Source organism: Mycoplasma amphoriforme A39 (assembly GCA_000723365.1).
Classification (GTDB): Bacteria; Bacillota_I; Bacilli_A; order Mycoplasmatales; family Mycoplasmoidaceae; genus Mycoplasmoides; species Mycoplasmoides amphoriforme.
Genome location: HG937516.1, coordinates 809,295 through 827,777, shown reverse-complemented (window position 1 = coordinate 827,777; position 18,483 = coordinate 809,295). Strand labels below are relative to the sequence as shown.

The 18,483-nt window shown below is 37.1% G+C and carries 13 protein-coding genes and 2 rRNA genes; 12 read left to right on the top strand and 3 right to left on the bottom strand.

What is annotated here, in order from left to right; all coding sequences use genetic code 4:
- Positions 1 to 31 precede the first annotated feature (31 nt).
- From ABDB96_RS03120 to ABDB96_RS03110, 3 genes are all read right to left on the bottom strand, one after another.
- Positions 32 to 2,935, bottom strand: a 23S ribosomal RNA gene (locus ABDB96_RS03120).
- Positions 2,936 to 3,303: 368 nt separating this feature from the next.
- A 16S ribosomal RNA gene (locus tag ABDB96_RS03115) occupies positions 3,304 to 4,818 on the bottom strand.
- Together the 16S and 23S rRNA genes form the textbook arrangement of a ribosomal RNA operon.
- A 1,315-nt stretch (positions 4,819 to 6,133) precedes the next feature.
- Positions 6,134 to 6,946 (bottom strand): DUF1600 domain-containing protein, encoded by an 813-nt coding sequence (locus ABDB96_RS03110; RefSeq protein ID WP_343251333.1) that lies wholly within the window; start codon positions 6,944 to 6,946, stop codon positions 6,134 to 6,136.
- A gap of 222 nt (positions 6,947 to 7,168) precedes the next feature.
- On the opposite strand from ABDB96_RS03110, the gene upp reads away from it, so the two are divergent.
- The 12 genes from upp (at position 7,169) to ABDB96_RS03050 (ending at position 18,447) form a co-directional block, all read left to right on the top strand.
- The gene (upp, locus tag ABDB96_RS03105) at positions 7,169 to 7,741 is read left to right on the top strand and encodes a uracil phosphoribosyltransferase (RefSeq protein ID WP_425528244.1); all 573 of its coding nucleotides are present in this window, start codon (positions 7,169 to 7,171) and stop codon (positions 7,739 to 7,741) included.
- Positions 7,742 to 7,881: 140 nt separating this feature from the next.
- Positions 7,882 to 9,381 (top strand): DUF31 family putative serine protease, encoded by a 1,500-nt coding sequence (locus ABDB96_RS03100; protein ID WP_343251331.1) that lies wholly within the window; start codon positions 7,882 to 7,884, stop codon positions 9,379 to 9,381.
- Positions 9,368 to 10,921 (top strand): DUF31 family protein, encoded by a 1,554-nt coding sequence (locus ABDB96_RS03095; RefSeq protein ID WP_343251330.1) that lies wholly within the window; start codon positions 9,368 to 9,370, stop codon positions 10,919 to 10,921. Before ABDB96_RS03100 ends, ABDB96_RS03095 begins: the two co-directional genes overlap by 14 nt.
- 107 nt (positions 10,922 to 11,028) lie before the next feature.
- On the top strand, positions 11,029 to 11,583 hold the full coding sequence (locus ABDB96_RS03090; protein ID WP_343251329.1) for an MG406 family protein: 555 nt from the start codon (positions 11,029 to 11,031) through the stop codon (positions 11,581 to 11,583).
- Positions 11,549 to 12,478, top strand: coding sequence for a F0F1 ATP synthase subunit A (locus tag ABDB96_RS03085; RefSeq protein ID WP_343251328.1), 930 nt, complete (start codon positions 11,549 to 11,551; stop codon positions 12,476 to 12,478). Before ABDB96_RS03090 ends, ABDB96_RS03085 begins: the two co-directional genes overlap by 35 nt.
- 71 nt (positions 12,479 to 12,549) lie before the next feature.
- A complete protein-coding gene (gene atpE / locus ABDB96_RS03080; protein ID WP_425528229.1) occupies positions 12,550 to 12,843 on the top strand; it encodes an ATP synthase F0 subunit C in 294 nt (97 codons plus the stop codon).
- 24 nt (positions 12,844 to 12,867) lie between these two features.
- Positions 12,868 to 13,491 carry a F0F1 ATP synthase subunit B family protein gene (locus ABDB96_RS03075; RefSeq protein ID WP_343251327.1) on the top strand — a complete coding sequence of 208 codons (624 nt, stop codon included), beginning with the start codon at positions 12,868 to 12,870 and terminating at the stop codon, positions 13,489 to 13,491.
- Positions 13,484 to 14,053: an ATP synthase F1 subunit delta gene (atpH, locus tag ABDB96_RS03070; protein WP_343251326.1), complete on the top strand. Its 570-nt coding sequence runs from the start codon at positions 13,484 to 13,486 to the stop codon at positions 14,051 to 14,053. Before ABDB96_RS03075 ends, atpH begins: the two co-directional genes overlap by 8 nt.
- Positions 14,043 to 15,728, top strand: a complete 1,686-nt coding sequence (gene atpA / locus ABDB96_RS03065) for a F0F1 ATP synthase subunit alpha (RefSeq protein WP_343251325.1) — start codon at positions 14,043 to 14,045, stop codon at positions 15,726 to 15,728. Before atpH ends, atpA begins: the two co-directional genes overlap by 11 nt.
- A gap of 2 nt (positions 15,729 to 15,730) precedes the next feature.
- Positions 15,731 to 16,588 carry an ATP synthase F1 subunit gamma gene (gene atpG / locus ABDB96_RS03060; protein WP_343251324.1) on the top strand — a complete coding sequence of 286 codons (858 nt, stop codon included), beginning with the start codon at positions 15,731 to 15,733 and terminating at the stop codon, positions 16,586 to 16,588.
- 15 nt (positions 16,589 to 16,603) lie between these two features.
- Positions 16,604 to 18,001 carry a F0F1 ATP synthase subunit beta gene (gene atpD / locus ABDB96_RS03055; RefSeq protein ID WP_343251323.1) on the top strand — a complete coding sequence of 466 codons (1,398 nt, stop codon included), beginning with the start codon at positions 16,604 to 16,606 and terminating at the stop codon, positions 17,999 to 18,001.
- A 35-nt stretch (positions 18,002 to 18,036) separates the two neighbouring features.
- A complete protein-coding gene (locus ABDB96_RS03050) occupies positions 18,037 to 18,447 on the top strand; it encodes a hypothetical protein (RefSeq protein ID WP_343251322.1) in 411 nt (136 codons plus the stop codon).
- Positions 18,448 to 18,483 lie beyond the last annotated feature (36 nt).

Below are 18,483 nucleotides of genomic sequence, written 5' to 3'. Positions count from 1 at the left end.
CGCCTCATTTTTCTATTCAAACAATGCTGGATTAAATAAGTCCTCGAATGATTAGTATCACTTACCTAAACACGTCGCCGTGCTTGCAGCTGTGACCTATCAACGTCATGGTCTATAACGATTCTTACTCCCTTGCGGGATGGGAAGATTTTTCTTAGAGTTAGTTTCACGCTTAGATGCTTTCAGCGTTTATCTATGCGATACGTTGCTGCCCAGCCATGCACCTGGCGGTACAACTGGAGCACAAGTGGTATCTTCATTCCGGTCCTCTCGTACTAAGAATAAATCTCTGCAATCTTCCTGCGGGCACAATAGATAGGGACCAACCTGTCTCACGACGGTTTGAACCCAACTCACGTATCTCTTTAATCGGCGAACAGCCGAACCCTTCGAACCTGCTTCAGCTCGAGGATGAGATGAGTCGACATCGAGGTGCCAAACACTGCCGTCGATGTGAACTCTTGGGCAGTATCAGCCTGTTATCCCCAGAGTAGCTTTTATCCGTTGAGCGATGGCCATTCCATGCTGAACCACCGGATCACTATGACCTGATTTCTCACCTGCTCGACTCGTTAGTCTCACAGTCAAGCACCCTTATACCATTACACTCTAGACACGATTTCCAACCGTGCTGAGGGTACCGTTGCGCGCCTCCGTTACATTTTAGGAGGCGACCGCCCCAGTCAAACTGCCCACCTAACACTGTCCCGCTGGTGGATGACACCAGCCGGTTAGAGAAAAGTTTAAGCAAGGGTAGTATTCCACAGTTGACTCTGTAAATCCTAGCGAACTTACTTCAAAGTCTCCTACCTATGCTCTACATGCTCAAACTCTGCCCAATATTAAGCTACAGTAAAGCTTCATGGGGTCTTTCCGTCCCGTTGCACCTAACGGGTGTCTTCACCCGTACCTGGATTTCACCGAGTCGATAGTCGAGACAGTCAAGAGATGGTTACACCATTCAAGCGGGACGGAATTTACCCGACAAGGAATTTCGCTACCTTAGGACCGTTATAGTTACGGCCGCCGTTCACTGGGGCTTCAGTTGGAAGCTTCGCTTGCGCTAACATCCTTCTTTAACCTTCCAGCACTGGGCAGGTGTCACCTCATATACATCGATTTGCATCTTAGCATAAAGCTGTGTTTTAGTTAAACAGTCCCCCCTCGTTCTTTACTGCGGCTCAACTTTCATTGAGCACCCCTTCTCCCGAAGTTACGGGGCTAATTTGCAGAGTTCCTTAACTATCGTTAACTCGCTAACCTTAGGATCTTCTCCTTGACTACGTGTGTTCGTTCTCGGTACTGGAAACATAATAATTAATCCTAGAAGCTTTTCTTGGAAGCGTGATATATGGCTCTTCGCTACTAGCCGAAGCGTTCACCCGTTATCATAACTTGCCCTTAAATGTGGCGGATTTGCCAACCACAAAGACTTGTTATTTGAACCCCAATCCGTTAAGGGGCAGCCATTAACCTTCTCCGTCACTCCATCAGTTATTATGTTTGTACAGGAATATTAACCTGTTGGCCATCGATTACGCTTTTCAGCCTCACCTTAGGTCCAGACTAACCCTGGAAGGACGACCCTCGTCCAGGAAACCTTAGTCAATCGGTTTGAGAGATTCTCACTCTCATGCGTTACTTACACCGGCATTCTCACTTGTATATAGTCCACCAATCCTCACGGTTTGGCTTCAATCTTTATACAACGCTCGTCTACCACGGTACTTGCGTACCATCCATAAATTCGGTAATATGCTTAGCCCCGTTACATCTTGGGCGCAGAAACACTCGACAAGTGAGCTGTTACGCACTCTTTAAACGGTGGCTGCTTCTAAGCCAACATCCTTGCTGTTTAAGTATTTCAACATCCTTCTCCACTTAGCATATTTTAGGGACCTTATTTAATGATCTGGGCTCTTCCCCTTGTGACAATGAAGCTTATCCCCCACTGTCTGACTGCAAGAATAAATTAATCGGCATTCGGAGTTTAATTGTAATCAATACGTCAAGGCGACGCCATCATACATTCAGTAGCTCTACCTCCAATTAATCATGATCTTACGCTAGTCTTAAAACTATTTCGACGAGAACCAGCTATCACGGATTTCGATAGGAATTTCACCCCTAGACACAGGTCATCCGCTGTCGTTTCAACGAAAGTCGGTTCGGTCCTCCAGCAGATGTTACTCTACCTTCAACCTGCCCATGCCTAGCTCAACCCGTTTCGGGTCTATAAAAACAAACATTTAAAACGCCATTTTCAGACTCGCTTTCGCTATAGCTACCCTTCTATTGGTTAACTTGCTTGCCTTCATAACTCGCCGGCTCATACTTCAAAACGCACGCCATCACACATTAAATTGCTCTGACACGTTGTAAGCATATGGTTTCAGAATCTATTTCACTCCCATCTCTGGGTTCTTTTCACCTTTCCCTCACGGTACTTGTTCACTATCGGTCACTAGATTAGTATTTAGGCTTACCCAATGGTTTGGGCAGATTCCGTCAAAATAACATTTTCCGACGTACTCAGGATCCTGCTAGGTATAAACTTGATTTCAGATACGGGACTATCACCCTCTGTGGTGTGGCCTTCCAACCACTTCTCCTATCAATTTTAAGTCCAGATTGCAGTCCTACAACCCCGGATTACTCCGGTTTGGCCTGTTCCGCTTTCGCTCGCCACTACACACGGAATCACTTTCGTTTTCTTTTCCTGTTGCTACTGAGATGTTTCACTTCGCAACGTTTCGCTTTTTATCCCTATGAATTCAGAATAAAATAATATGGATTTCGCCATACTGGGTTACCCCATTCGGATATTTGCGGATTATCGTTTCCAACCAACTCCCCGCAACTTTTCGCAGATTTGCACGTCCTTCATCGCCTTCTAGTGCCAAGGCATCCACCATAAGCTCTTAGTAACTTATTTTTTAATAATCCATTAGCATTATTTTGCACATAAACAAATTTAATTTCATTTATGTGTGAACTAGAAAGATTTGTTGTATTCAGTTGTCAAAGAACCATCTCACAAATTTAGGCTAATAAGGATTTTCTTGTTTTCAAATCAATAGAAACAAGAACTGGCAAATCTAAAATCAATGGATGAATAATTATCTAACTGAAAAAAGATTACCTAAATTTGTGGAGAGAATTATTCTCTCAGAACTGAAAAGAATCTGACCAATGGATTTCATAATTTCAAATTGCTTTGGTATGGGTAATATGAATCCAGGTTGGATTTTTAAAAACACCATTTGCTGTAAAAGGTGTATAAAACGTAATTATACTCCATAGAAAGGAGGTGATCCACCCCCACGTTCTCGTAGGGGTACCTTGTTACGACTTAACTCCAATCATTAATCTTGTCCTAGACATGCGCTTCCTTGCGGTTAGCAACACGGTTTTAGACACTATCAACTCTCGTAGTTTGACGGGCGGTGTGTACAAGACCCGAGAACGTATTCACCGCGACATAGCTGATTCGCGATTACTAGTGATTCCGACTTCATGAGGGCGAATTGCAGCCCTCAATCCGAACTGAGACCAACTTTGCAGATTAACTCCACCTTACGGTTTGGTAACTGTTTGTATTGGCCATTGTAGCACGTTTGCAGCCCTAGACATAAGGGGCATGATGATTTGACGTCATCCCCACCTTCCTCCAACTTGCGTTGGCAGTCTCGTTAGACAAAGTAACTAACGATAAGGGTTGCGCTCGTTGCGGGACTTAACCCAACATCTCACGACACGAGCTGACGACAACCATGCACCACCTGTCTCTCGGTTAACCTCGACTATATTTCTATAGTTTTGCCAAGGATGTCAAGTCTAGGTAAGGTTTTTCGTGTACCGTCGAATTAAGCAACATGCTCCACCACTTGTGCGGGTCCCCGTCAATTCCGTTTGAGTTTCATTCTTGCGAATGTACTACCCAGGCAGGATGTTTAATGTGTTAACTGCAACACCGAGGTGATCGCCCCGACGTTTAACATCCATCGTTTACGGTGTGGACTACTAGGGTATCTAATCCTATTTGCTCCCCACACTTTCAAGCCTAAGCGTCAGTAATGGCCTAAGTTCTCGCCTTCGCAGCTGGTGTTCTTCCATATATCTACGCATTCCACCGCTCCACATGGAGTTCCAGAACTCTCTACCACACTCTAGACTAGAAGTTTCCAATGCATTCAACCGTTAAGCAGTTGATTTTAACACCAGACTTTCTAATCCGCCTGCGCTTGTTTTACGCCCAATAAATCCGGATAACGCTTGCAACCTATGTATTACCGCGACTGCTGGCACATAGTTAGTCGTTACTTATTCAAATAGTACGGTCAAACTAATAACATTTCCTTTACTAGCTTTTCTTCCTAAATAAAAGAACTTTACAATCTACAAAGACCTTCATCGTTCACGCGGCATTGCTCCATCAGACTTTCGTCCATTGTGAAAAATTCCCTACTGCTGCCTCCCGTAGGAGTATGGACCGTGTCTCAGTTCCATTGTGGTTATTCTACCTCTCAGCATAACTACACGTCATTGCCTTGGTGGGCCGTTACCTCACCAACTAGCTGATATGCCGCACCCTTATCCCATAGTAATCCAAACGGATCTTTAAATTAATTCTCATGCGATATTTTAATCGTTATGCGGTATTAGCTAATCTTTCGACTAGTTATCCCTCGCTATGGGGTAAATTGGATACGTGTTACTCACCCGTTCGCCTCTGATGCATTGCTGCACCCGATCGACTTGCATGTATTAGGCATGCCGCCAGCGTTAATCCTGAGCCAGGATCAAACTCTCAGAAAATGACAGATTCTTTTCAGTTTTCAAAGAACATTCTGCTATAAACTTTCATTTAAAATTGCTGCATCACTTTAAACCGTTTCTTTTTATAGTTAAGAAACGATTGCTAAGTAATTTGCAACAATAGATAACAAAAAAGAATTAGCTATATAATGATAGCACGATTTTTTTATTTCACATAAAAATTTATAAAAATTTTATTTTTTGAGAAAAAAATGAAGATTTTGTAATTTTCCACATTTTTTCCCTGCTTTTTTCGAAAATTTTTTTTTGATAAAAAGTTAAATCAAAATATTCGTTAATTAAGTAAGGAGCAATAGTTGTTAAAAAAGGGAATAAATTAATTTACCAGAGAAAATATATTATTAAATATAAACCAAAATTTAGATCATAAATAATTGTGGTTAATATCTTTAATTTAAAAACTTTAAATCAAAACATAAGAACCTTAAATACAATGATTGTTATGAAAAAGCTGATAAAAAGTTAAATTTTGAAAAAATTGATGTTAATAATTTTCGATTTGGATTTTATGGTTTATTTTGCAAATCGATTCTAAAAATTAAATAAAAAAAACAAACTAAGTAAATTTACGAATTAATTTAAACTATTGTTAAATTAGGCTGCATCTGTAAGTTCACAAACATAATAAACTTCATGGAAATATTGCTAATCGATTTATTTATTAGTTCTAAATTAATTACAAAACAAAAAAACTTAATCTGCCAAATAATTGACTTTTCATATTTGTCATCCTTGCTTGCATCATTGTTTAATGTGATTTAAAAATTGTTTTTAGTAACAACACCAATACTGTTTATTTTTCTAATTGGAGCAATCTAACAAAATGGCTTTTCATAATTTTCAATATTTGTAATAACTCACTTCGGTTTTTTTAATTTTCACCAAATCAAATGGAATCATAATTGTATTACAAAATTAAACTAGGGATATTAAACTAAAATATCTCACTTTATCATCTATAGCAACCAAACTTAATTAATTAAAAATTAGGTGATAAAAATAACTAGACATTTAAACTTTTATCATAGTTTTATCAAAAGCTATTTATTAGAAAACTTGAACAAGTGTTAATAAAAAATAATTTTAAAAAAGAATTTTTCTGGATATTATCGACATAAAACAATAATAGCTGACTTTGTTGTCATCATCGCGATATGTTTTTTTTTATTTTATTAACTAGATCATCAAATTTAACAAACAATTAAAAGTTGTTTAGAATTAGTTTTAATCTTGTTATGGCGAAATTTTCAATAATAAAGGGAATTTACACCTTCCATAAACAACATCAGAAAAATTATTTTTTAGTAGCAGACGTTTTTAATCTTAGGTGTTTTTGAATTTTTCGATAACCGTAATAAATTGCTGCAAAACTAGCCGGAAAGAAAACAACATAAATGGTTGCGAATGCAATTCCAGAAATTAGCGGATGTTCGACTAGATTGGTGGCATTTCCATAGATTGTATAAATGATTCTTTTACTACTAGTTTGATCAGTTGGGTACACAAAAGGAATGGTTGCAACATAAATTAAGTAAATTGTAGGGTAAATCATTCCCGGTAATAACGTTTTTCAATACGATTTTAAACTAGAATTTTGATCCCAAAACATCTTGAAAATTCCTAAAGCAATAAACAAAACGGGGCAAATTACATGATGTCACGCACTAATTGCAAAATCATACGAATTACGATTAGCAATTAGTCTATGTCAACCTACGGGATTTTGTTGCGTTGATGTGACACTTAAAACAATGTTGTAACCAAAAAAGGTAAACCAAATGTACACCATAGTAGCGATCAAAAACTTATTGTTTTTTAAAAACTGGTGATCGGGAAAGAAAACAATAAAAATGGTAAAAATTAATAATAATACATTGCTTTGGTAAGTTCATTTATCAATGATTTTTCATGGGTTTTCTGCAATGGAAAAATTCTGGAACGATTTAACAAATTCATTAATAATCAAGGCTGCTGCAACCAAGAAAAACCAAAATCCTAAAAAATAAACCCAACGGATTTTGTCAAAGGTTTTAAAATATTTTCTAACCAAACATTCGGACTTTAATTTTTCAGTACAATTTAATGCTGCTGGTTTCTTTAAAATCATTAAATTTGATCCTCCTTGATAACATTAAAAAATGATTATTAACTTTTGGATTAAAGCAAATTGCATTGATTGATTGTTAATTCTTCATTAAAAAGATATGAACTTTTTTAAACTAAATCGTTAGCGTGAATTAACTTTCCTATTTTATAATGTTTTAAAAAGCGAGGGAGAAAATTGAATAAGATTATTGATCACCCGTTAATTAAAAATAAGTTAACAAGAATGCGAAATATTTCCACAAAAGCGAATTACTTTCGGGATTTATTAAAGGAAATTACGGCATTAATGATGTATGAAGTGGCTCGCGATTATCCTTTAAAAGAAATTGAAATTGAAACACCCTTAACAAAAATGACTGGTTATACGTTAAAAAACGATATTGTCATTGTCCCCATTTTACGAGCCGGTTTAGGCATGGCTGACGGGGTAAGCGATGTGATTCCTGGGGCAAAAATTGGTCATATTGGTTTATACCGAAATGAAAGCAGTTTGCAACCGGTCGAGTACTACGCGAAATTTCCCCAAAACATGAAAAACGCTGACGTCATTGTGCTCGATCCAATGCTAGCAACAGGCGGATCAGCAACAAAAGCCATTTCGATTATTAAAAAATTGCAACCAAGATCTATTCAGTTCGTCGGTTTAGTTGGAGCACGTCAGGGGTTAACTATTCTAAATGAAATGCATCCAGATGTGAATGTTTATCTTGCTGCATTGGATGAAAAATTGAATGATTTAGGTTATATTGAACCTGGGCTTGGTGATGCTGGTGATCGCTTATATGGTACCAAATAAAAGAATTTGATTATAATAAGCCTAGATTAAACTTCAATATTTACTAAAAAAATAATTGAACAAAATGGCAATTATTTAATTAATTTTGTTTCAAAACAATGCAAATTATTCTTAGTAAATTTAGGAATGAGGTGCAGTTGATGAAAAAAGAAAAGCGCAAAAATCTTTTTGTTATACCTTTAAGTTTTCTTGGTTTTTCCATAACGATGATTACAACCGGATGCTCCTTATTTACAGGTAATAGATCTGATAACTGATTTAATTTTGTTAATCCTTATAAACCTAAAACAGAACAAAAAAATAATAATCAAGCACATTTAGAAAACACGGTTCCAAAAAATACACCTTACGAAATAATTAATAAGCTATCTTTTAGCTTAATAATATCGAATCGGGGTGGTCGAAATGATAACGACAAATTTGGTGAAACCGAAGAAAGGCGCGGCCCTTATTTTGCTTATGGAACCGGATGGTTATTTGACTACAACCGCGATCGTTCAGAAAACGCTGATGGTAGTTTTAACTGAACGGGGTATTTTGCAACAAATTTACACGTTGCTAATTCAATATTAAATCCGAACGAAACCAACCCGAACTATTTAGCACCAGCATTTAAAAATCCTTTGTGAAAAAATTCTGATTATACGCAATCTTTTTACTTAAACCGTTATGATCCCAACCTTCATGAAGAAAGCAGCAAACCATCAGATCCTTTTCTACCACGAACCGAACCTAGAGTTCATGGGGTTAAATTAACTTACATTCCGACCACCCAGTTTGCAGCTATCGGGTTACAAAACGAAGCGACAACATTAGAAGGCAACCGGTTTTACCTTGATTTTGCGGTTTTAAAAGTCGTGATTCGGTTCACCAAAAATCCGTCAACTTTGTCAGAACTAGCTGAAGATTTACTATATGAATCATGAATTAAACCAGCAGTGAAAACACTTGATGATTATTACTTTAATCAAAACGTGAGTTTTTTTGATACTACCAATTACTTGCAATCAGGTTTAAGTAACATTAATGGATATATCGGTGGTTATCCTGTCAAAGATTCACGAAATGGGTTTTCTGCCAAACCCGTTTGGACCATTAATGCTGATCATAATGCTAAACAATTTGACGGACAGCCAATTGATAATTCGGGAACTTCAGGTTTTGAACGAGTCACTAATTCCCCCATTAATGGGCTAATTAACAATACATCAGTGCCCAATTTTACTTTTAACTTCCGTGGCGAAAAATATCACAAAACGGGAGTATCTTACTATGTAAAAAACTCCAATTTAGGTGGCGGATCGTCTGGCAGTGTTTTGTTGGCCCAAAACACACGAACTAAAAAAACCGCCCAAGCATTAGGGATTTATTTTGGTACATTAGCAAGTCAAGAAGGTGGCGAAAGTTCTTACGGTTTTGCTGATGCACTGTTCTTAAATACTAATACTAACAACAAAAACATATACAAAAATCAAGGCCTTTTTTCTTACGATTTAATTAACGGCAAGAACCAATCATACAAGGCAAGTTTAGGTCCAGACGAGGATACAAAAATGTTTCCAAAAAGTGATAATGACATTCAAACGATGAAACGTAATAATTTTTGTAATTACCTATTTTTTAATAATGATCAAAATTAATCACCAAAAATTTAAAAAGAAACAATATCGCATAATCGCGATGATGACTGGCATGATTGGCATTTTTAGTGTCGCTAGTGCTTGTGCGGTAGTTCCCTTTTATATTGCCCCAAAATCAACCAACCATGCTGTTAATAGTGTTCCCGAAGCATCCGTTTACCAAATTGCTCATAATTTAACTTTTTCCTTACAATTTGATAATTCTGGCGGCTATCATCCTAGTGGTAGCACAAACGAACGTATCAATGAAAGAAAGGGGCCGTATTCCGAATTTGGTACAGGTTGGTTATTTGATTGAAATTTAGACTCAACTACTCCTGATGAAAATGGTAATTTTACGTGAACCGGTTATTTTGCAACAAACGTGCACGTTGTTGATGGTTTATTAAATAAAGATGATGGTGATATTTACACCCCGTCATGATTGCGAGTTGGTAGTATCGGTTATAATAGTCAAGGTGATCAAACAACGGCATTTTCATTAGGTAAATTTGATAATTCACCATCAACTTTAAATAGTTTACAAAATAACGCCAACATCACTTCAATCCCATTATCAACTTTACCCAAAACGTTTTATACTGGATTGAATTTTTATAACAAAAAAGTTAATGTCACTCCGCATCAAAATACTATTTTAAACGATAATTTTTATCTTGATTTTGCCGTTCTTGCAATTTCGATAAAATATTTTCAAACGCCAATAAATGACCAACAACAAAACGAAAAATTAGTTTATGAAAACTGAATTGTACCAGCCATGGAGACATTGAAAAACCATTATGGCCCTGATGCATACACCCGATTATTTGACAACACCAATCTAATTAACGAATATAACAATTCAGGAAAAACATCACAAAATTATTATGCGATTGGTGGTTATCCAGTATATCGCTCAAATTCAGACCAGAACATTCCACCGCCACACTATACAAACAGACGCGTGGGACTTGATGGAAATCATATTGGTAACCCCAACGGATCACCAGCATGAACCATTAACACGTCAAATAATGATTTAAATACTCAAGGTCAAAAATTTGCCACTAATAATGAACAGCCAAATTTATCAGCTCCAGACCTGTCGGGATTATACAGTTTTGGTAGTATTGATTTTTCACAAACGCTTTATTACCATGGCGAAAAATACCTTCAATACGGCTTGGGTTATGTTATTGAAAATTCGAACTTACAAGGCGGAAGTTCGGGAAGTGCTATTTTTAGTACAAAACCAAATGATTCTTCAAAAAGTAAAATTAGTGCCATTTATTTTGGAACTTTTAAACCCAAAAATTTTGGGAAAGATTCCAAGATAGGGTTAGGCATGGCTTTAATTGTCCCCGAATATAACCGCAGTAAAATTAGAGCAGATTTTTACGAAAACTTAATCCCTTACAACTTACTTGCTGGCAACCAATACATGAATAATGCTACAAAAAGTGATGATGGTGTCATCTCTGACAGTTTTTATCGACAAAAATTAGCTGACGCTAACATTAATTCCAACCTTTTTAAATTAGCAAAGATTTCCAAATAGACAATAATTAAGTATTTAATTATTAATTTTTTGTTTATTGGATGTTTTTTTTAAAAATCAGTATAGAATACTAAGCGTCTTTAAGGGGATATAAAAATTAGATTTTAATGAAAATAAATCCGGTTGCTAAAACCAAGTTAAACTGGTCGCAAATTAATTGAACAAGTATTAAAAACGCGTGATTAAGCAAAAATTTTTCTTTTATTATCCTTGCTAGTTTTGGGATTGTAATTTTAGTAATTTTAGCTGTTTTAAAAGTGTCTCCTTGAAGGGTTTTATTTGCGTATTTAGTTGGTTTGCCCTTTGCAATTGTAGCGGTATTTACAACGACAGTAATTCCGAATTTTATTATCAAGTTAGGCTTAAAATTAACTTCAAACATCAGAAATAAAAAACTTAGCAAGAATTTTTTAGCAATGCTTGCTGCCATTTTATTTATTGGACGCTACTTTTTGTATGTAATTCCCATTATCATCGTTGCTTTAGTTGAAAAATTTAGTGCAAATAATTATTTTCATCTTGCTGGAGTATTAGCAATTATCATGCTTGTTCCACTAAATTCAGTTTTGTTAAATTTTCTTTTATTTAAAGTCGATCTTAACAAAACAACGAAGAAAGGAGTGCAAAATGCTGCCACAGGAGATAGTTTATCACCAAACTAATTCTCAACCCAATTCGCCTCAAGCCACCAACCCGTTTAGCGTTTTAATTCAAGAAACTCCGATTAGTGGAATTAATTGAAAACCGTTTGAACCCACAAGTGTGGTCGTAACAATTCCTTTAGTGGTAATGGCGATTTTGATTTTTACCATCGTATATTACATTAAAGCCTGCCGCTTAAAACCCGACCAAGCACCAAGCGGATACGTTTTGATGGTTGAATTATACGTTTTGGGAATTGAAAAAATGACCGTTGATTTATTTGGTCAAGAAAACAAAAAATTTACTCCGTATTTTCTGATGATTTTAACCTATTTAGGCTTTAGTAATTTATTTTCACTTATTGGTAATTTATCGCCACCGACCAGTTCGTTAACAGTCACAGCAACCCTGGGTTTGATGACCTTTCTTGGAACTTATGTTGTCGCCTTTAGATACCAACGGTTGCGTTTTTTAAAAACCTTTACCGTGAATGTTAAAATTAAGGGACGGCAAATTCCAGTAATGATCAATCCGTTAGAAGTTATTGGCCAAATTGCACCTTTACTATCGATTTCCATGCGGTTATGGGGTAATATTTTTTCTGGAACTTTAATCATGGCATTACTGTATTCGTTGATCCAATTCATTTTTCAAAATGTCAATCCCGTGATTTTAGGTTTAACATTGGGTAGTGTGTTTGGCGGGATGATTACCCCGGTGTTCCATTCGTATTTTGATGTGGCTATTGGGCTGTTGCAAGCATATGTGTTTTTAATGTTAACCTATTCGTATTGGTCCAAACAGCAACACGATGAACAAGGCCAAAAAATTCCCTTGCGAAAAAAAATAAATCATGGATTGAAAAAACAAAACGCTAGCGAAGTTTTTGTACAAACGAAAGTTAGTAACATTTAATTAAGGAATGATTGTCATCACTAAATTGACAAAAAGATCATACAAATTTATTAAATTGGAGTTAAAAATTTATGGACAACATTATTTTGCATATTAGCGATATTGTCAATCATGCTCTGAGTGGATCAACTACGACGATCACTGATAAAGGCCTTGCCTATATTGGTGGGGGAATGGCCATGGTTGCATCCGTTGGGGTTGGCGTTGGTCAGGGTTTTGTGGCCGGCCAAGCTTGTTTGGCATTGGCGAGAAACCCCGAAGTTGAAGGTAAAATTCGTACCTTTTTCATTGTCGGTAGTGCGATTGCAGAATCTTCAGCAATTTACGGTTTAGTAATTGCGATCATCTTAATTTTCGTAGTTTAGAATCAAAACTGGGTGAATCAAACAATGACACAAAAAAAACCTTATCAAAAAAGCAAACGTCTTTTTATAGGGCTAACGGGAATTGTCTTAATTCCCATTATCGTAACTTCGTGTGCTTTGCCAGAAGAACTTAAGGAAGAAAACATTGTTAACCAATTTTTCCCCAATTTTTGGGTATTTCTTGCCCACATGATTGCTTTGGTTATTTTACTAGTAGCGATGATTTATTTTTTGTGAAAGCCGACCCAAAAAAATTTAAAAGCCCGGCAGGCATTAATTCAAAAAAATATGGATGAGGCTACAGAAGCCTATGCCCAAGCCAAAGTTTATTTAGAAAATGCCAATGCCAAACGTTTAAAAGCGAGCATGGAAGCGAACCAAATTATTGCCCACGCGACTAATGAGGGCTTTCGGATTAAAGCGGAAATTGAAGATACGGCCAAACGTAGTGCTAACATTACCATCCAAAACGCCAAACAAGAACTAGTACGGCGTGAACGGGTGTTGCGTGAGGAAATGCAAAAACAAATTATTAACGTAGCGTTAACCGCATCTGAAGCACTAACTAAAAAAAGTTTATCATCAGCTGATAATCAGGCTTTTATCGAAGATTTTATTAAAGCGTTAGAGGAAGCTGATCTTGACTAAAACCCGCTTTTTAAGTTTTGCCAGAGCATTACACGAACTGGCAAATGAAAAAAATAATTGTCACGAAATTTACCAACAAAGTTTAAAAATCATCCAACTAGTGAACGAGTTGCCAGAAATTAGCCGTTTTTTTTGTTCGCCAGTGATTAACCGAAATCATAAAACGGCATTAATTAACCAAGTTTTTGGAAAATTCTTCGATCCCTTATTATGTGATTTTTTAAAGGTTGTGGTTGACATGCATGAGTTTCATTCCATTATAGCGATTCTAAAAAAATTCTTGCTGCTAGTCGAACAAGTTCAGCACGTGCGCTATGTCAAAATTACTTCAGCCACCCCATTAACTAGTGAACAATTAACCAAAATTAAAACCATTCTTGAAAAAAAGTTAGCATCACACTTAGTTATTAAAACCAAAGTTGATCCTAGCGTGATCGCTGGGGTGAGAGTCGAAACCGAATCAAAATCATTTGATTCGACCATTGTTGGCAAATTGAAAAACATGAAGGCGAACTTATTATTAGAAAAAATCCAAGGAAAAACAAATTTAAATGGCAATTAATTTAAGTGAATTTGCTTCGATCATTAAAGACCAAATCAAAAAGTATTCATCCCAAATTGTTAGTAACGAAAAGGGTCATGTCATTACTGTTGGTGATGGAATTGTGAAAGTTAGCGGGTTAGATCAAGTGGTGTTAAACGAATTAGTTGAATTTGAAAACGGTTCGTTAGGTATGGCGTTAAATTTGGAAGCCAACAACGTTGGCGTAGTGATGTTAGGTAATTACTTTAACTTGCGTGAAGGTACGTTAGTAAAACGCACGGGGCGGGTGGTAGAAGCCCCAGTTGGTGACGAATTATTAGGACGCGTCGTGAATGGTTTAGGTTTACCAATTGATGGTAAGGGGCAATTTAAAAATGTGACTTACTGTCCAATTGAACAAGTGGCTCCGGGAGTGATGGCTAGAAAATCAGTTAATGAACCGTTGGAAACGGGAATTTTAGCAGTCGATTCGATGTTACCAATCGGCAAAGGACAACGGGAGTTAATTGTCGGCGATCGGCAAACAGGAAAAACAACAATTGCCATTGATGCGATTTTAAACCAGAAAAACAAAAACGTTAATTGTGTTTATGTCGCAATTGGCCAAAAAAATTCATCCATTGCCCAAATTGTCGGTCAATTAGAACGGACGGGAGCAATGGCATATACCACGGTTGTTTCCGCTACAGCTAGCGAGATTGCTGCCTTATCATACATTGCTCCATTTACTGGCGTAACGATCGCCGAAAACTGGATGCATCAAGGTAAGGACGTTTTAATTGTTTATGATGATTTATCCAAACATGCTGTGTCTTACCGGACGTTATCGTTGTTATTGCGCCGCCCGCCGGGGCGGGAAGCTTATCCTGGTGATGTTTTTTACTTACATTCACGACTATTAGAACGAGCGGGACGGCTAAATAGCAATGCTGGTGGCGGTTCGATTACAGCATTACCGATTATTGAAACGCAAGCGGGTGATATTTCCGCATACATTCCTACTAACGTAATTTCCATTACTGATGGCCAGTTATTTATGGTATCAAGTTTATTTAATGCTGGACAACGGCCGGCGATCCATGTTGGGCTTTCGGTCAGTCGGGTCGGATCAGCGGCCCAAATGAAAGCGATTAAGCAAATGTCTAGTAGTTTAAAACTCGAACTAGCTCAATATCGCGAACTGGATGCATTCAGTCAGTTTGGCAGCGATTTAGACGCTGAGACCAAACGTATTTTAGAACACGGAAAACGGGTAATGGAAATGTTAAAACAGCCTAATGGCAAACCCGTTGACCAAATTTTAGAAGCGATTTTATTATTTGCCATTAAAGAACGTTTGATTAAATGAATTCCCGTTGATGACATCCAGCGATTCAAAACCTTTATTTTAGACCAGTTTGAAAATAGTCCGTTATATCACCAGTTAAAAACCTTGAAAACCTTTACGAAAGAATTGATCGAAATTTTTAAAATTCAATTCAAGATCTTGATTAATGATTTTATGGTGACTATTGCCAATTATGATTGTGCAAAATATGGTGATTTATCAGAAATTGAAGTTAGTCAAACTGAAAAAAACCGCCTTGAGCACTTCGTGCAAACTTTTAATGTACAAAAGCCAAAACAACCAAATAATGTTAACGGTGATGAGCAAGTAATTGCGTTAAATGATTTGCAAAATAAGGAATCTTAATAATGTTATCAACGCAAGAATTACGGCGCAAAATGGATAGCATTGCTGTTACCGCTAAAATCACAAAAGCCATGCGGATGGTCGCTGCTGCTAAACTGCGTAAGTTTCGCCGCATGCTTAGTGATATTAACGAGTTTTGCCATGAGTTTTACCAGGTTGTTGGCGAAATTGTTAGTTCAATCAAAACTTCTAGTCAAAAAAAAGTTGATGCAAATGGACCAACATTGTTTGTTGTTACCAATAGTTCATTTGGCTTATGTGGGCCATATAACATTAATTTAAACAAACTTTTATACGCCCAATATCAACCACAAGATAAAATTATGGTTCTAGGCAAAAAAGGGATCAGTTACTGAAAAACCAAAGGCTTACAAGACGCGTTAATTGCTCCGAAAGACTTACAAGATCAAGACATCAGTTTTGGGATTAGTTTAAATATTGGTAAAAAAATTCTTGAAGGATACTACCAGGGGTCATATAACAAAGTGGTCATTGTTTACTCCCATTTTGTGAACACTTTAGTCCAGCAAGCTAAAGCAATTCAAATCTTACCAATTGACCACGAGTTATTTGTAGATGATGCCAAAACAACAAATAAACAACTTTTAAACAACTTTGAGTTTGAACCTGATATTGCCGAGATTTTACAAGCATTAATCCCACAATTTTTACAAGTTGTCCTGTACGGATCATTAGTTGAATCAAAGGTTTCAGAATATGCCAGCAGGCAAAACGCAATGGAAACAGCTACCAAAAATGCTACTGAATTATTTAATGATTACCTATTAAGTTTTAACCGGTTACGCCAGGCCAATATTACGCAAGAAATTACCGAAATCATTGCTGGGATTGAACAATAAAAGGAGGAATATATCATGCCACAAATCACCGGAAAAGTTTACCAAGTGATTGGTCCTGTTGTTGATGTGTTATTTGACACTGAAGACCAAATGCCCGAAATTAATGACGCTTTAGTTACCAACATCGGTGATCATCAACTAATTTTAGAAGTTTCCCAATTGGTTGGCGATGATGTCGTGCGTTGCATTGCCATGGGCGCAACTGACGGATTGGCTCGGGGCACAAGCGTTACAAGTACGAAAAATCCCATTTCAGTTCCCGTAGGTAATGAAGTGTTAGGAAGGATGTTTAATGTGGTGGGTGATGTTATTGATGGTCAGGGTGATTTACCAGCAACTGTCAAGAAAATGCCGATTCACCGCCAAGCACCAAGTTTTGAAGAACAATCGAATAATTTGGAAATTTTTGAAACGGGAATTAAGGTTATTGACCTATTAATTCCCTATGCTAAAGGTGGTAAAATTGGGCTATTTGGCGGAGCGGGTGTTGGTAAAACAGTACTCGTGCAAGAATTAATTCACAACATTGCAACCGGTCACGGGGGCTTATCAGTTTTTGCAGGAGTTGGCGAACGAACGCGCGAAGGAAATGATCTTTATTACGAAATGATTGAAGGTGGGGTCATTGATAAAACAGCCCTTGTTTTTGGTCAAATGAATGAACCACCAGGAGCGAGAATGCGTGTGGCACTAACAGCATTGACCATGGCTGAGTACTTTCGTGATTATAATAACCAAGATGTTTTATTATTCATCGACAATATTTTCCGCTTTACCCAAGCTGGTAGTGAAGTGTCAGCGTTATTAGGACGGATGCCATCAGCAGTTGGTTACCAGCCAACATTGGCTTATGAAATGGGTATTTTACAAGAACGCATTACTTCAACAAAAAGTGGATCAATCACTTCGGTGCAAGCCATTTATGTACCTGCTGACGATTTAACTGATCCCGCTCCAGCGACCACTTTCACCCATCTAGATGCAAAAACCGTCTTGGATCGTAACATTGCTTCTTTAGGGATCTTTCCCGCCATTAATCCCTTAGAATCAACTAGTCGCTTATTAGATCCTAATGTTGTTGGTTTACAACATTATAAAACTGCTCGAGAAGTACAAAAAATCTTGCAAAAATTTGCCGAATTACAAGACATAATTGCCATCTTAGGAATTGATGAATTATCTGAAGATGACAAGATTATTGTTGCTAGAGCCCGCAAGATTCGTAATTATTTAAGTCAACCGTTTTTTGTTGCCGAAAAATTTTCGGGTAATAAGGGCAAATATGTCCCGTTAAACGAAACAATCAGAGGTTTTCAAGAAATCTTAGAAGGTAAGCATGATAGTCTACCAGAATCGGCCTTCTTTTATGTTGGCTCAATCGACGAAGTTGTCGAAAAAGCCAAAAAATTATAAACTTTTAATTTACTAACCAGTGATAAGGACCAATCATGGCTGAAAATAGTTACCAATTTAAAATTCTTACACCAGTTGGCGTGAAGTTTAATGGCGAAATTTTACGGGCTGAAGTGCGAACGCCTGAAGGTTATATTGCCTTAATGGCAAACAATGCTCCGCTAGTGGCCACAGCTGCTCCCCACGTGATCTATATTACCCATCTTGATGGACGTAGAGAAGCAGGAATTATTGACCAAGCAACAATTTATGCAACAAGAAAAATCGCCAAAGTATTTAGTTTAGATTTTATCTGGGCTAAAGATGTCGATGTTCAAGCAGCCAAAATCGCCAAACAAAAGCTTGAGGCTAGAATCAAAGAGTTAACAAATCATCAAGAAATTAGTGCAATTGAATTAAAACTGCAGTACGAGTTGTTAAAATTACGTGAAAGCAACCACAAATAGTTAAAGAAATCGTTACTTTTTGTTAAAAAGTTTTCA